The sequence below is a fragment of the Paenibacillus sp. GQ49 genome, from assembly GCF_059759055.1.
This window is the reverse complement of sequence record NZ_JCAXEL010000006.1, coordinates 139,347-153,767: the sequence shown is the minus strand read 5'-3', so window position 1 is coordinate 153,767 and position 14,421 is coordinate 139,347. Positions and strand designations below refer to the sequence as shown.

General features: G+C 43.5%; 15 protein-coding genes. 5 read left to right on the top strand and 10 right to left on the bottom strand.

Annotated features, from left to right (window positions below; translation table 11 throughout):
• Nucleotides 1-159: 159 nt before the first annotated feature.
• The 4 genes from AC6CIF_RS13550 to AC6CIF_RS13535 all read right to left on the bottom strand — a co-directional run bounded on the left by AC6CIF_RS13550 (nucleotide 160) and on the right by AC6CIF_RS13535 (nucleotide 5,495).
• Nucleotides 160-1,584, bottom strand: coding sequence for a glycoside hydrolase family 1 protein (locus AC6CIF_RS13550; RefSeq protein ID WP_498200018.1), 1,425 nt, complete (start codon nucleotides 1,582-1,584; stop codon nucleotides 160-162).
• Between the two features lie 50 nt (nucleotides 1,585-1,634).
• Entirely contained in the window at nucleotides 1,635-3,317 is a 1,683-nt protein-coding gene (locus AC6CIF_RS13545; RefSeq protein ID WP_498200017.1) for an S-layer homology domain-containing protein, read from the bottom strand.
• A 135-nt stretch (nucleotides 3,318-3,452) separates the two neighbouring features.
• Complete coding sequence (locus AC6CIF_RS13540; protein WP_074096040.1) at nucleotides 3,453-4,910, bottom strand: glycoside hydrolase family 1 protein; 1,458 nt, start codon at nucleotides 4,908-4,910, stop codon at nucleotides 3,453-3,455.
• 291 nt (nucleotides 4,911-5,201) lie between these two features.
• Nucleotides 5,202-5,495, bottom strand: a complete 294-nt coding sequence (locus AC6CIF_RS13535; RefSeq protein ID WP_083657375.1) for an antitoxin Xre/MbcA/ParS toxin-binding domain-containing protein — start codon at nucleotides 5,493-5,495, stop codon at nucleotides 5,202-5,204.
• Nucleotides 5,496-5,642: 147 nt separating this feature from the next.
• Between AC6CIF_RS13535 and AC6CIF_RS13530 the strand changes: the two genes are divergently transcribed.
• From AC6CIF_RS13530 to AC6CIF_RS13520, 3 genes are all read left to right on the top strand, one after another.
• Nucleotides 5,643-6,707 (top strand): suppressor of fused domain protein, encoded by a 1,065-nt coding sequence (locus tag AC6CIF_RS13530; protein WP_498200016.1) that lies wholly within the window; start codon nucleotides 5,643-5,645, stop codon nucleotides 6,705-6,707.
• A gap of 26 nt (nucleotides 6,708-6,733) precedes the next feature.
• Nucleotides 6,734-7,495, top strand: a complete 762-nt coding sequence (locus AC6CIF_RS13525; protein WP_498200015.1) for a helix-turn-helix domain-containing protein — start codon at nucleotides 6,734-6,736, stop codon at nucleotides 7,493-7,495.
• Between the two features lie 112 nt (nucleotides 7,496-7,607).
• Nucleotides 7,608-8,387 carry a hypothetical protein gene (locus AC6CIF_RS13520; RefSeq protein WP_498200014.1) on the top strand — a complete coding sequence of 260 codons (780 nt, stop codon included), beginning with the start codon at nucleotides 7,608-7,610 and terminating at the stop codon, nucleotides 8,385-8,387.
• Between the two features lie 241 nt (nucleotides 8,388-8,628).
• Here the strand turns inward: AC6CIF_RS13520 and AC6CIF_RS13515 are convergent, their stop codons facing one another.
• The 3 genes from AC6CIF_RS13515 to AC6CIF_RS13505 form a co-directional block, all read right to left on the bottom strand.
• A complete protein-coding gene (locus AC6CIF_RS13515) occupies nucleotides 8,629-9,270 on the bottom strand; it encodes a sugar O-acetyltransferase (protein ID WP_498200137.1) in 642 nt (213 codons plus the stop codon).
• A 61-nt stretch (nucleotides 9,271-9,331) separates the two neighbouring features.
• Complete coding sequence (locus AC6CIF_RS13510; protein ID WP_498200013.1) at nucleotides 9,332-10,339, bottom strand: ROK family protein; 1,008 nt, start codon at nucleotides 10,337-10,339, stop codon at nucleotides 9,332-9,334.
• Between the two features lie 545 nt (nucleotides 10,340-10,884).
• Nucleotides 10,885-11,340, bottom strand: coding sequence for a hypothetical protein (locus AC6CIF_RS13505; RefSeq protein ID WP_498200012.1), 456 nt, complete (start codon nucleotides 11,338-11,340; stop codon nucleotides 10,885-10,887).
• Nucleotides 11,341-11,548: 208 nt separating this feature from the next.
• Between AC6CIF_RS13505 and AC6CIF_RS13500 the strand changes: the two genes are divergently transcribed.
• Complete coding sequence (locus tag AC6CIF_RS13500; RefSeq protein ID WP_498200011.1) at nucleotides 11,549-11,749, top strand: hypothetical protein; 201 nt, start codon at nucleotides 11,549-11,551, stop codon at nucleotides 11,747-11,749.
• Between the two features lie 190 nt (nucleotides 11,750-11,939).
• Complete coding sequence (locus AC6CIF_RS13495; RefSeq protein WP_218639211.1) at nucleotides 11,940-12,440, top strand: AAA family ATPase; 501 nt, start codon at nucleotides 11,940-11,942, stop codon at nucleotides 12,438-12,440.
• A gap of 135 nt (nucleotides 12,441-12,575) precedes the next feature.
• Here the strand turns inward: AC6CIF_RS13495 and AC6CIF_RS13490 are convergent, their stop codons facing one another.
• The 3 genes from AC6CIF_RS13490 to AC6CIF_RS13480 form a co-directional block, all read right to left on the bottom strand.
• The gene (locus AC6CIF_RS13490; RefSeq protein ID WP_498200010.1) at nucleotides 12,576-12,779 is read right to left on the bottom strand and encodes a hypothetical protein; all 204 of its coding nucleotides are present in this window, start codon (nucleotides 12,777-12,779) and stop codon (nucleotides 12,576-12,578) included.
• A gap of 73 nt (nucleotides 12,780-12,852) precedes the next feature.
• A complete protein-coding gene (locus AC6CIF_RS13485) occupies nucleotides 12,853-13,386 on the bottom strand; it encodes a hypothetical protein (RefSeq protein ID WP_498200009.1) in 534 nt (177 codons plus the stop codon).
• Between the two features lie 181 nt (nucleotides 13,387-13,567).
• Nucleotides 13,568-14,305: a cyclase family protein gene (locus tag AC6CIF_RS13480; RefSeq protein WP_498200008.1), complete on the bottom strand. Its 738-nt coding sequence runs from the start codon at nucleotides 14,303-14,305 to the stop codon at nucleotides 13,568-13,570.
• Nucleotides 14,306-14,421 lie beyond the last annotated feature (116 nt).

The following is a 14,421-nucleotide window of genomic DNA, read 5'->3' as shown; positions in this document are numbered from 1 at the left end:
TGGTTTTGCCTGATTGAACAGTAACAATCCAGTATTCATTAGCCTTAGGCCCATCTTACCATATAACTATCCATATGACAATGTTTTTGTGAAAGCGGTTAATGTGCATTAATGTGACATCAGAAGGTGCTTGTACAACTATGCTTATAGAACTAGTATTTACTCGTTATTGTTCTTTAGACTTGCGCCATTTGTACCAATGACTTCTTTGTACCAGTGGAATGATTTTTTCTTGTAACGATCCAATGTTCCTGAACCATCATTGTTGCGGTCTACATAGATGAAGCCATAACGTTTCTTCATCTCTGCTGTTGAAGCACTTACCAGGTCAATACAGCCCCATGACGTATAACCCATCACTTCTACGCCATCCTCAAGAGCTTCTCCCACCTGTACCAGATGGTCATTCAAGTATTGAATACGGTAATCATCGTTCACCGTTTTATTGCCATTTTCGTCCGTAATCAGCTCATCGACTGCACCCAGACCATTTTCGACAATAAACAATGGCTTTTGATAACGGTCCCAGTATTTGTTCAGGGTTACGCGTAGTCCTTGCGGATCAATCTGCCAACCCCACTCGCTCGCTTTGAGATAAGGGTTTTGTACACCTGCAAACAGGTTTCCTTTTCCTTCGATACGTTTCTCGGGATCACCTGTCTCACAGATACTTACATAATAACTGAACGAGATAAAGTCTACGGTATGCTTCAGAATTTCAGCATCGCCATCTTCAAACTTAATATTGATATTATTCGCTTTGAAATAACGATTAATGTATTTCGGATAATAACCACGTGCATGGATATCAGCAAAGATATCATTGCGCTGTTCAGCATGCATCGCTGCAACCACATCATCCGGATTCGGAGTCAACGGATACGTAGGCATGCTCAGTACCATACAGCCGATTTTGGCTTCAGGCATAATTTCATGGCCCAGTTTAACAGCCAGGGCACTGGCTACCAATTCATGATGGATTGCTTGGTACAGATCCTGTTTGGACAGTTCTGCTTTTGGCGTGTAGATTCCGCCGCTCATGAATGGCTCCTCCAGGATGGAGTTGATTTCATTAAACGTCAGCCAGTATTTCACTTTGCCTTTGAAACGGTTGAATAGCACTGTTACATAACGCTCGTAGAAATCGATCATTTTCCGGTTAACCCAGCCATCATATGTTTTGGACAGATGCAGCGGTGTCTCATAGTGAGAGATCGTTACGAGTGGTTCAATACCATATTTGTGGCACTCATCGAAAAGGTCATCGTAGAATTGCAGACCTTTCTCATTTGGCTCCAATTCATCACCTTTAGGGAAGATACGGGACCAAGCGATAGATGTACGGAACACTTTGAAGCCCATTTCAGCAAACAGTTTAACATCCTCTTTGTAACGGTTATAAAAATCAATCCCGATCAGTTTCAGGTTATCCTCTGTAGGACCTTCCGTTCTAGGCGTTGTAATCCCGTGAGGCATAACATCTTGAACAGAAAGACCTTTGCCATCTGTATTATAAGCTCCTTCAAGTTGGTTGGCTGCTACAGCGCCGCCCCATAGGAAGTCTTTCGGAAATGGTGTAGTCATATCAATCATTCCTCTCATTATTTATCACTATAATAGGTTGGTTATAGAACTTAGTTAGTTGGCAGTTGTTCCAATCGTTGCATGATCAGCTCCAGTTGAGCACCCGTAATCGACTTTGATGAACCAAATTGATCTCTGGACATACCGGACATAATACCGGCTTTGGCACTATTTTGAACGGCTTCAAAAGCCCAATGCTTATCATTCAAATCGTTGAACAATAATACAGTTGACTCGTCTGCAGCATTCCAGCCGCGACTCGTCAAAATATGGTCTACGATCACTGCCATCTGTGCACGTGTTACTTCCTCTCCCGAGGCAAATATCTGATTGCTGACACCTTTCATCAACCCTGCCTTGGTCACTGTTGCAATGGCCTGACGAGCCCATTCAGGGGCAGAATCTGTGTACGGGTAAGCAGATTCGGATACTTCAGGAAGATTTAACTTGTCGGCAAGCACGAGGGAGATCTGCGCTCTTGTCACAGGCTCCGTTGGCTTTGTTCCATGCTCTGTGTTACCTCCATCCTGTTCCCCCGAAGTTCCTTTGCTTAATTGGAACAGGTCGGCAAGTACTTCTTTATTGTCAAAAGCCGGTACCCATGACCAATGCTTCATGCCGCCATACAGTCTTTGGCTATCCATGTATGCATCGTCATACAGCGTCATATTGACATGCTTGGCTCCAAGCTCAGTTAAAGCCTGATAAGCCAAAGAGCTTGTCCGGCTGTCAGTGGTTGGATCATTTTTGGCATGCATAATCCATACTGGGACATCCACAATATCTTTCAGTTCTTTTTTGAATGCTTCTACAGATCCGGTGTAATCCGCTACCGTATCCTTGGCCGCTACAATAATCGCTCCAGCAAACAGATCGGGATATTGTGTCAAGAAACGGAAGGCACCACCACCGCCACTGGAAACACCAGACAGATAGATCCGATTCGGATCAACTTCACCTTCAGCAACCAGCTTCTGAATCAACTCATACTGCGCCACGAAGTACGCCTGCATCTGGGCCAGTTGCTCCGGGTTATCATAGATTTTGAAGCTGTAATTCTCAGGATACTGTACGGCCAGTACGGAAGTATCATACCCCGATTCCGTCCAGACTACAGCTCCACGATTTGCAGTAAGATGGCTGCGCCCGTCCGTACCAACTTCGCCACCACCATGGAGCCATACCATGAGCGGCTTCGGTTCTTCGGACGTGCTTCGTTTCAGTTGATAGGACAAGTTCGCACCATTACTGCCTGTAAATTGTCCTTTTTCAAACTCATCGACCGTACGCGTTTTGACTACATTTACATTTTTATCGTCAAAAGAAAGTTCAGGATACGCCTTGCTTGTGACTGCAAATGCTGACTTAAATCCACCTGGATATTTAAAAGGCTTTACCGCCATATGGATGGTATGATCCGTAATTGTCAATTTTATTCCGTCATCTTCATACTCATTTTGTATGATCTCTTCCGCTTCATTTAAAGGATAGCCATCATAATTGCCAGTAATTTCGAAGTCTGAAGCTTTCAGATTCTGATATTTCTCCGGATCCGCTACAGTAATGTCAAAGGACTCTACCATCTCTCCAGGATCACCAACATAGGTATTGGCCTGGATTCGAGTAACCTGGGTGCTTTCCGCACCAACGGTTGCTGGCCAGATCACACTCAGACTTAGTGTCAGGGCAAGCATCCATCCCATACTTTTTGTGTTCATGCTCCATCTTTTCAAAAGATATCCCTCCATATGTAATGTTTGTAGCACATAAAAAAGCGGACAAACGCTAATCAGCAGGCCCTCAGGAACATTAAATTCCATTAAACACGAACTGTTATATCAGGTTTGCCCGCTCAGAAAACGTGAGAACTACAGTTGCTCACCATTACTGGAGATTACGTTTTTGTACCAGTCGAATGAATCCTTTTTGGAACGTTTGAGTGTTCCGTTACCTTCGTCATCCAGATCCACGTAGATGAAACCATAACGTTTGGACATTTCGGAAGTGGACATGCTCACAAGGTCAATCGGGCCCCATGCTGTAAATCCAATCAGATCGACGCCGTCTTTGATAGCTTCTTTCATTTGTTCAATGTGTTTTTTCAGGTAATCCACTCGATAGGAGTCATGGATCGAACCGTCTTCTTCAACACGGTCATATGCACCCAGACCATTTTCTACGATGAACAATGGTTTCTGGTAACGATCCCAGAAGTTGTTCAAGGTTACGCGCAGACCGATCGGATCGATCTCCCAGCCCCAGTCGGATGCTTCCAGATAAGGGTTTTTCACGCCGCCAGTCAGGTTACCCGATGTTTCTTCCTTGTCTGCGGATGCAGATTTGGTTACGGACATGTAGTAGCTGAAGGAGATAAAATCAACGGTATTGTTCAGCAAGATCTCGTCATCGCCTGCTTCTTTTTGGATCACGATGTCGTTTTCTTCAAAATAGCGAGCCATGTAGTTCGGGTATTTACCACGAGCATGCATGTCCGTGAAGAAGAGGTTGATTTGATTCTCGTGTTGAGCCAGACGAACATCTACCGGATTACATGTTGCTGCATAAGTTTCCATACGAGCAAGCATACAACCCACTTGGGAACCAGGGATAATTTCGTGTGCAAGCTTCGTTACCAATGCACTTGCTACAAATTGATGATGCAGCGCTTGATAAGTGGTTTGTAGCTTGTTATCCACTTTATCGATCAGAATGCCGCCGCCAGTGTACGGGCTGAACAGCATTACGTTAATTTCATTAAACGTCAGCCAGTATTTCACTTTATTTTTATAACGGTTAAACACCGTTTCTGCATAACGAACGTAGTGCTGGATCACTTCGCGGCCAGCCCAGCCATTATATTTTTGCGTCAAGCCAAGCGGTGTCTCATAGTGAGACAATGTAACGAGCGGCTCAATACCGTATTTCAACAATTCGTCGAAGACTTCATCGTAGAATTTCAAACCAGCTTCATTTGGCTCTTGATCATAACCGTTCGGGAAAATACGTGCCCAGTGAATGGACAAACGGAAAACTTTGAAGCCCATTTCAGCGAACAACGCAATATCTTCTCTAAAGTGATGATAGAAATCGATACCAAAACGTTTCGGGAAACGTTCTTCAATTTTGCCGGAGAGGATCTCTTCGATTCGGGAAGAGGAAATTTCCATAGCATGTCCGCCTGTACGCTTCTCTTTTGGAACATGAGCGATCATGTCCGCTGTGGAGAGGCCTTTGCCGTCCTTATCGAATGCACCCTCCAATTGATTGGCAGCTGTAGCGCCGCCCCATAGGAAGTTTTCGGGGAATCCTTTTTTTGCCGTGGTCATGAACAACAACCTCTTTTCGAAATTTATTTTGGTTTTTCCAGATAAAAAATGGTGTAATTTAGAGCAGAAAACAAGAAAAACCTAAACTCAAGGTAAAATAGCACCAAAAAAAGGAGCTTTCATTTCACCATCAGTTTAGGTTTTGCCTGTCTTCACAGTTACAATCCATCAAAAGATGTTATTGCATATTCTGTTGTGTTTGCTCTTGTAATGTAAGCGTAACATATCTATTTTGCAAAATCAACTTCACTGGATCAACTGATCGTTCACACACTCTCACCATCGAAAAAATTAACGCGGCATACGCATAATCGCTGCCCTTAATGCCTGCGCTCCTTCCTCCGTTTCCAGGTAAACAGCGGGACTTTGGTCCCCTAAAGCCGGGATATCTTTCGCCATCCATTCAAAAGCGTACTCCCCCATTTCACACAAAAGCACCCGACTTATATCTGCCGGAATCCCTTGTAATCGCGCACGTTCTACCCATGCAGGGTCCATCTTTTGTCCAAGTTCTTCGAACAATTCGGAAAATGAGTCCCAGCTTGCCTGATTAAACTCCTTTAAATAGATACCTTTCATACTCATGTAATTTCACTCCCTGGATTGCAATTAATAACACCGAAGTCCTATCTGACACAATTCATCCTTAAGCCGCTTGAATCCGTTTCTGTAACAGGTAGACTTAATTTTAAATGTTTTTCGGGGGAAAGAACAGTCAAGGAGGATTCAATAATGACTCAGGAAGAAAACACATCCGGTTGGGATGCGATTGATCAATCCATGCGTGAATTGTATGGGGAACAGGAGCCAAAACACTACGGCACTGCCCTTCCGTATATGCTCGGTGGGCCTGATCCACTTGATGGTATCAGCGTCTATGCGGTGAACACACCTATGCCTCACTGGCATTTTGTCACATATGGTTTCTCTGAATTATATGAAAAAGAGATGCAGGATGCATCCAAGAGCGGGTATGGTTTTGAACTCACATTTCGTCTTACACGTAGTGAAGCAGAGACTGATCCGCCAGCCTGGGCGCTGAATCTGCTACAGAATGTAGGCCGTTACGTGTTCAACAGCGGAAATATCTTTCAGCCAGGAGATTACATGGACGCCAATGGCCCCATCTGTCTGGAGTCTGATACTTTGCTGACTGCTCTCTCGTTTATTGAAGATCCGGATCTACCCGCAATCTCTACGCCTAATGGTTCAGTGCAATTTATTCAGATGGTTGGCATTACAGGTCGGGAACTGGAAATGATTCAAAGCTGGAATGCTCGTGGATTCCTGTCTGCCTCCTCCATGTTCATGCCCAAATATGTGACGGATCTGATGAGAAATTCGTACGCAGATATTCCTTCGGTTATACAAGCGGTTGAGGATGGAATGGAACAGGACGGGTCCAGCACAGCGTTTTTATTCATACAACAACTGGCTTGGGAGTCTCCTCGCAAAAGATTGCTGCAAAAATCGGTCCCGGCCAAACTCCAGCTTGGAGCCAAACAAGCCGTATTAGTTGGCACCATCCTTCGCAGCCGAATTTCGAAAGGTGCCTCCCTATCCTTGATCGGACCGGATACTAATATTCTGTTCGAATCAGGAGAACAGCCAGCCGTATTGGAATCGGACAGACAAGTTACCCTGACGGTGAACAAACAAATTGTTGAGGAGCTGGCAGAGAACCTTCGCCCGGTTGAAGGGACATTCGAGATAACTTCATTGGATCATATTCTCGTTCAGATTGTTAGAACAGAAATTAAGGACCAGGAAGGACACGTCATTCAAACGATTGGATGAGAACTGTACAGCAAGGAGGAAACAACATGCCTGCCATTACATTTGCCACACGACACGAAGTGTCCCCGACTTGCTCTCATGCAGCAGGAACGGCTCCGTTCGAATATTCACCAAAAACCAGTCTGGACAGGCTTCGCAAAATCAATCATTTCCTGATTCATGCATTCCAGAACAGTATCTCGGATATCAAAGAGAATTTAACGGGCACCTATCTTTTTCTACTCACAGATACGGACGGTGTGTTACTCTCCATGGATTACAGTTCAGATCTTGAAGCTGTGGTGAAACATTCCCCTATATGTCCGGGTATGATCTTCACCGCAAAGAGCTGTGGAGTCAACGCCATATCAGAAACGATGGATAACAATAAACCTGCACTGTTGCTGCCGGAACAGCATGAAAGTCCTTATTTTCAAAGCTGGCATTGTTACGCCGCACCGCTGTTCATGGGATCCCAACATTTTGGTTATCTGGATGTGTCCACCATTAATGCAGATATGCAAGGTGAACTGATCGCCATTGCCAAGCTAATTCCAGCGTACATGCAGAACTGTTACCAGAGTCAACAGACTGCTGAACTGTGCGACAAACCGGCGGTGGAGTTCACCGAGCGTCAGTTAACGATTCTGGAGATGATAGCCGGTGGCCTCACGGTAAAAGCCATTGCTTTGAAATTAAAGATCAAGGAATGCACCGTGAATCATCACAAAAAAGTGATTTTCAACAAATTAGGTGTGCAATCCAGCACAGAAGCTGTTTCAATTGCCAGCCGAATGTCTTATGTATAGAAGACCCCTATAGATTCCTATAGGTAGTATATGAGAACGTTTGTGCTACAATTTAGGAAGCAGGCAACATGTAGAGAGAGAGAAACACACACACACATTTCAGGAGGGTAATATGACAATTCCAAAAAAAGCTTCTTTATTAGCCATGCTCATTATGATTATGCTGGTTGCAGCCGCTTGCGGTGACAAAGCAGATAACACAGCCGCAACAGAAGAGCCTACCCCGACAGAAACAACGACGGGTACTGATTCTGATACAGCGAATACAGAAGAAACAGAGAAAACAGAACCAGCAAGCGAAGAGTCCAAGGAAACTGATAATTCCCAAGACGTTGAGCTGGGGACGACGGAAAAAGGTTCTTACACCAATGACTATTTCGGCGTATCTCTGAAATTCCCGGAAGCATGGGAGTTCCAGGATGCTGCAGGCATGAATGAGCTGACAAGTGCTTCATCCGAAGCGATTGCTGGTGATGATGAAACGAAGAAAAAACAAATTGAACTGTCTCAGACCAAAACATTGAATCTGCTTATGGCTTCAAAGTATCCATTGGATGGGGGGCAAGTTGGCCCTTCCGCTATGGCCATTGCTGAGAAAGTAAGCTTGTTGCAAGGCATCCGTACAGGTAAAGACTACCTGGAAGCAACCAAGAAATTCATGGTGGATAGCCAGTTCCCTTACGATTATAAGGAAATGACAACGGAAACCATCGGTGGTAAAGAGATGGATCTGATGCAAATCACGATGGATGCAGGTGACGGTTCAACCATTACTCAAGATTACTATAGTACAATCATTGAAGGTTATGCTTTCAACTTCATCTTCACTTACATGGATGATAAGACCAAAGCCGAGATTGATACCATCAAAAAATCGGTTCAATTCAAATAATCGCTTTTGATTACTGCCATTATACAAAGAACATATAACTCAACCCCGATAACGATCTATGGAGATCATCGTCGGGGTTCTTTTTTACTGAAAAAAGATGTCTTGCTCTTGCACTAGCTAGATATGGCTACCCAGTGCCCTTCCGTGACCTCTACCCACTTGGAATGTTCGAGATTATAACGGTCCTACAAAAAAAGGTTGTCACCAAGATCATCTATATGATCCTGATGGTAGCCTTTTGTCATTCTTCCAGCACACGGCAATCTGCCAGAACATCGGGATAATTTAACATGCTGTCCGCATCAGTAATTTTGCGAATAACTTTGCACGGTACGCCTGCTGCAAAAGAATGCGGTGGAATATCACGAGTCACCACGCTACCTGCTCCGATCACACAGCCGTCTCCAATCGTTACGCCCCCGCAAACTGTAACGTTTGCCGAGATCCATACATCGTTTCCAATCGTGACCGGGTTGGCATAACATAGTGACTTCACATCACCGTTTTGGTCCACCATCTGTCTCCGCTCGCTGGCAATCATGGGGTGAATGGGAGTAACAATCGTAACATTGGGTCCAAAACTGGTATAGTTCCCGATCGTCACTTGAGCGTCATCTTGTATCGTCAGATTGTAATTACCAAAGAAATGATCGCCTATTCGGGTATGCACACCATAATGAAAAAAGATGGGGCCTTGCATGAATCCACCTTCACCGATCTCTCCCAGTAACTGTTGCAATATTTGATTCCTCTCCTCAGTCTGTTCTTCAAAGGTCTGACTGTAACGCTGACTGAGATTATGGGCCCGCCTTTTGATGGTTTTTAATTCCGGATCACTTGGACTAAACAACACGCCTTTCATGATTCTCTCTTCTTCACGCATCATGAATCCTCCTCTACAAGGGTTAGCTTATAAAATAAAAGCCACAAACATGGCCTGTGGGTTATAAGGCTTCTGATAGAATGCCTGACTTCAACGCCTGAAGCACCATTCCTCGTAACCCAGCATCAAAATCATGTTGGAACGAGTCCTGATGTACAATCTCGGGCAACGACGGCATGGGATGATCCTTCCCGTATTGTTTCCACGCCATATCCAGCTCTTCTCTCTCCACCCGTTCCTGATAAATGACAATCTGGTGCGGGGCAACGACGGCATTAATCGTTTGCAAGATGTGACATACGTTCACTACAAAATCATCTTTGCTCAAGTCACGGTGCCACTCAGGTGAATAAGGAAGATACTTGATCTCACCAAACATCCCGTTTTTCCCACGGATCATCTGTCCATTCAACATCATGCCCATACCCGGCGGGTATCGGTTCGGAAAATAAATTCCTGCTACACTCCGTTCCTTCATATCCGCATGCTGTGTACAGTATCCGCTAATCGCTGCATTAACATCATTCTCCACGAGAACGTTCAGTTGGAACTCGCTCTCGATCTCCCGTATCAGATGTGAGTGAATAAGCTCTTCATGACTGCTCACCGTGATGTCCCCATCTACGGCTTGCCCCGGAATACCAATGCCGATCATATCAATGGAGGGATACTCCGTAATGAAACGCGCGATAAGTTGCAGCATATGCTGTTTATCAAAAGCAGGCAAGATGCTCTCTTCCTTCAGCACAACCTTATTCTCCAGATTCATGACCGTTGCCGAAATCAATTCCTGGCCTTTCATCTCTTTGATGTAAAGAACCAAAGCAAGCTTAAAGTTATAATTATATCGATATGCCTGAGCAGGACGACCGCCGTTAGAGGGAACCACTTTATCCTGGAACAACTCTCCGCCATCACATAATTCCTGAATCAGCGCATTAATGGTAACAACACTAAGATTGGTTAATAAAGCTAATTGCGGTTTGGTCGCCGTCTCAATCTGCTGCATGACTTCACGCACATTATTCAAATTGATGTATTTCATCATTGTAGCGTTGGCTTTTTTCATAACCCTCTCGTTTCTACTCTGGTTCAATTGAGCCAAAGCAATGGTATGGATGTCATTCAACCATATCATAACATAATGCCTTACTCGAACAATGAGTTCCATCGTGCTGGAAAAGGATCGAAATCGGCAGGGTTACTTTGTTCACTCAAACAAATCATCCATTGACTTCACAGGTTTCACTTCCATCGGCTGGTTGGACAAGACCATACTTGCATAGGTACCTGCCCATATTATAACTGCCATAATAACGTAGACCATCCATACTTACCTCCCTGTTTCATGCGGATTATGATTTTGCGATACTTACCACATGTGTCTATTCCTCTAGTTAATAAACAAACTTTATAAAGTGTATTACGTAAGTATGCGAGGATAATAGTTCTTTGTCAATATGATTTAGATTTATCCGAGCCCTTTTCAGTCCAAGGAACATGTGGACAACATGACTACAACAACGCGTATTATCTCGATGCCCATAAAAAATAACTGCCGACAGAATCATTCAACGATTCTGTCGGCAGCTATTTTTTCAACAAGCGAGCAGTTTATTTCGAATAGATTCGCTGTACCCCGGGCAATAAGGTCACAACTTGAATACCCACTCCCCATGCAAAATAGACCAAGTGAATAATAGAGACATCCTGAATCCAGTACACCTGCGCCATAATCCAGATGATGAGAGCAAAACCCGTATACAACGAAAAAGTCCAAGCCCAATAGCGGTCAGGATAGAGATTCAGTCTCTCACCCAGCCCCCAATGAACGTAACAGATGAGCGAAATAGCAATCATTGTAGGCATCACGCCAAGTACCAGCAATAGGATGATCCCCGGGAACAAAAAACTGGCAAACGGAGAATTCTCTAACAAAGATGTGGGCAAACTCACCATACTTCCGGATGGGTCTATGATTAAAATGACGCCTCCAACGATCGCTCCAATCCCCAGCATTCCATGCATCAAAATGAGTAACCACGATCTGCCTATACGCTGCTTCATCATGAATTGCTCCTTCCGTTCTCTCGTCTCTCAACTTCATATATGGAGGATTTTGCTCAAACCCTCTAGTACCATTCTCACACATGACGCGTATTGTTCCTGTGCTTCTTTTCACTATATTGAATCTCGAAAATCACTCGTAATGGAAAAACTTGATAAAAGAACGTACGTTCGGTATAATGGAATTATCCTGAATAAGCGAGAGGCAGATATGGACGACAAATTTATTAAGGAATTACGCGAGATTAGTCGGGATGACAGACGAAGATCGGAATTTATGATTCAAGGTTTGAAGGAAACACTGCAAGAACGCAAAGAAGAAGGCTTACTCAAGCGCTGGATACGGCGTAAGAAAACAGAGAAAAAAATCTCTCAAAGATTTAATCAAGATCCTCGCTCGGATCAAAAGTAATAACATAAAAAGGAGGCGGAATACGCCTCCCTTGCTATTTACATACTTGAATTATTTAGGCTTTGTTAGTTGTGACTTAATCCATAAGTTAGCTAAAATACACATTTATGCTTCCAATAGGTCAAATCCTAGCTGGACTTGGTTTCTGATAAGCTTACTTACCTGACTTTCTTATAAAGGGAGTGAAAATATGACAAATACTTCGGGCTCAATATCAAAAAAGAAGGCAATAATTCTGGTGACAGGAATGTCGGGTACAGGTAAATCAACGGTTCTGGGCGAACTTGCTCATAGAGGGCATAGAGTTATCGACACCGATTATGATGGTTGGAGCGAGAATGTGGATGGTTCTGGGTGGTTATGGCACGAGAATCGAATCGATGAGCTGCTCACTGAACATAGCGAAGGTACTTTATTCATTTCGGGTTGTGTATCAAATCAGGGGAAGTTTTACCCGATGTTTGATGCAGTAGTGTTGTTAAGTGCCCCCCTCGAAGTAATCCTTGAACGTATAACTTCCCGTAAGACAAACGATTATGGAAAAACTGTCGAACAACGTGAAGAAATTATGCAAAACGTCGCTACTGTTGAGCCTCTCTTACGTGCTGGAGCTACTGTTGAGATCGACACCAGGAAGCCGCTTGATGAAGTTATAACCGAGCTTGAGCTCATTGCCAACTCCACTAGCTGATCACTTCTTCGCACTGTACAAAACCGCCCAGTTCGACCAATTTAAGTACCTTGTTAAACTAAGCATCCGATCATAATGATCTGCTGCTTTCTTTGTTTTATTGAGTTAACGTTTCCCGTTAGCTTAAGAGTAATTTCACTTTTTTAATTGACTCATCTTTTTAAGGAGTACCGCGGTGCAGACAGATATAACACTGGCTAAGTATAAAAGAGCATATGCTATGGCAGCATAATATGTAAGTTCAGCTTCAATATCGGAGCTTGTAAGAAGAAGAATAATGGAAAAGCCAACAACAAAAACTACAGCACCTAACAGAACATTTTTAATTCCTTCTTTCACATACTCACCTCCCAGGGATTTTTGACAGTTCCCGACCTGCTATTTTAGCGTTTATAATTTTTCCTCCCTTAGGCTATTCTTGATTGTGATCTAGCCCTTTCCCAAAACAAGTCTTTTGGTTGTATGATTCGAAAAATTCGGAACGAATATCCAGTGTTTTAATAGTGAGTAGATATCCATTTATCGTATTAGTAATCATTTCAATTTCAGATACATTGTATGAAGTTATATCCATTTTCGAAATGATCACTTGCTTACTAAGCACTTTTGATAAAGAAGAGGTAATTTGTTTCTTTACATCGTCATTTAAACTTTCAAACTGGAGTACAAGGCTTTCAAGGTCATCCTTGCTACCTTTAATCAAACTGTGGGATTGGATAGCACTATGCTTTGGAGATGAAGACTTGATAGCATAAATCTCAATGATATCATCCATATTAAATTTAAAGTTTTTACCTTCTTCTGTTCCAACAAATAGGTAGCCTTCCTTCAATTCTTTAGCAACACCACGGAAAAATTCATCTCGATTATTAACTTTAAATATTACAGAATGTTGTTCTTTAACTGTCATCTCAATAAATTGCCTCTTATTCATCATACTATGCAATGTGTTCCCCTCCCTTTTAAAGATAAAGTATTCTTTATGAGGTATGTTATTCCCTTTTCATTAAACTAACCTGCCCTATAGCTTAACTGAAAAACAGCCGACTATTTAGCCGGCTGTCCATTTGAGTATCACTATGAGTTCTGTACCTGATTTATCTATTTCAGCTTTGATCTACCCCGTTTTACGGCAAAATGGCAAAAGACCGGACTGGAAAACCAGAAGCTTTCTCCGCTTTGGGTACAATGTTGAAGATAACAGCGCCCTTGGCCGGCACCTGATCCAAGTTGGTTAACAGCTCAACTTGATATGTATCCTGAGCAAGTACATAGTATTCTGCCAGAAGTGCTCCATTCTTCTGATAATCCACCGCTGAATCCGTGTCAAAGGTTTCATGCCCAATGGCTTGCACTTTTCTCTCCTCAAATAAAAACATGAGCGCACTAACCGACCATCCGGGTGCATGACTGTTGCCCTTATCATCCTTGTTATCAAATGCTTCATGGTTAGGCCAGCGTTTGCTCCAATCGGTACGTAAGGCTACAAAGCTTCCAGCTTCAATCACGCCATGCTCTCTTTCAAATTCAAGAATATGCTCCACTTCCAGTGTGAAATCCGGATTGTTCTCTACTTCTGCAGACTGGTCAATGACCACAAGCGGGAGCACAAGCTCCTTCAAACCTAATTCATCCAGATACCGGGTATCCCGAACGAAGTGGATCGGCGCATCAAGATGTGTCCCGTATTGACCCGGGAACTTGAAGCTCTGGGCAAAGAAACCTTGATCGTGAGCAAACAGTGTATCGAATTGTGCTGCCTCAAAAGCTGAAAAATGTGGAGAGCCTGGACCAAACGTATGGGTCAGATCCACCCATTTCTTTTCTTTTAACAATTGAATGGCTTGAATGAGTTCGTTGGACATCCTAATCACCTCATGCACAAAATGGAATAAATTTCTCCTATTATATCTTATTCCACTGCAATTGGGGAGCAGCCCCTATATTGGTTGGCAGGGTTATGTCCCAATCTCACTTTTTC

Excerpts from the sequence above, each read along its gene's own strand:
- AC6CIF_RS13510 (WP_498200013.1), bottom strand. The coding sequence starts at position 10,339 with ATGAAAAAAGCCAACGCTACAATGATGAAATACATCAATTTGAATAAT.
- AC6CIF_RS13505 (WP_498200012.1), bottom strand. The coding sequence starts at position 11,340 with ATGATGAAGCAGCGTATAGGCAGATCGTGGTTACTCATTTTGATGCAT.
- AC6CIF_RS13495 (WP_218639211.1), top strand. The coding sequence starts at position 11,940 with ATGACAAATACTTCGGGCTCAATATCAAAAAAGAAGGCAATAATTCTG.
- AC6CIF_RS13500 (WP_498200011.1), top strand. The coding sequence starts at position 11,549 with ATGGACGACAAATTTATTAAGGAATTACGCGAGATTAGTCGGGATGAC.
- AC6CIF_RS13520 (WP_498200014.1), top strand. The coding sequence starts at position 7,608 with ATGACAATTCCAAAAAAAGCTTCTTTATTAGCCATGCTCATTATGATT.
- AC6CIF_RS13480 (WP_498200008.1), bottom strand. The coding sequence starts at position 14,305 with ATGTCCAACGAACTCATTCAAGCCATTCAATTGTTAAAAGAAAAGAAA.
- AC6CIF_RS13535 (WP_083657375.1), bottom strand. The coding sequence starts at position 5,495 with ATGAGTATGAAAGGTATCTATTTAAAGGAGTTTAATCAGGCAAGCTGG.
- AC6CIF_RS13550 (WP_498200018.1), bottom strand. The coding sequence starts at position 1,584 with ATGACTACACCATTTCCGAAAGACTTCCTATGGGGCGGCGCTGTAGCA.
- AC6CIF_RS13515 (WP_498200137.1), bottom strand. The coding sequence starts at position 9,270 with ATGCGTGAAGAAGAGAGAATCATGAAAGGCGTGTTGTTTAGTCCAAGT.
- AC6CIF_RS13525 (WP_498200015.1), top strand. The coding sequence starts at position 6,734 with ATGCCTGCCATTACATTTGCCACACGACACGAAGTGTCCCCGACTTGC.
- AC6CIF_RS13530 (WP_498200016.1), top strand. The coding sequence starts at position 5,643 with ATGACTCAGGAAGAAAACACATCCGGTTGGGATGCGATTGATCAATCC.
- AC6CIF_RS13540 (WP_074096040.1), bottom strand. The coding sequence starts at position 4,910 with ATGACCACGGCAAAAAAAGGATTCCCCGAAAACTTCCTATGGGGCGGC.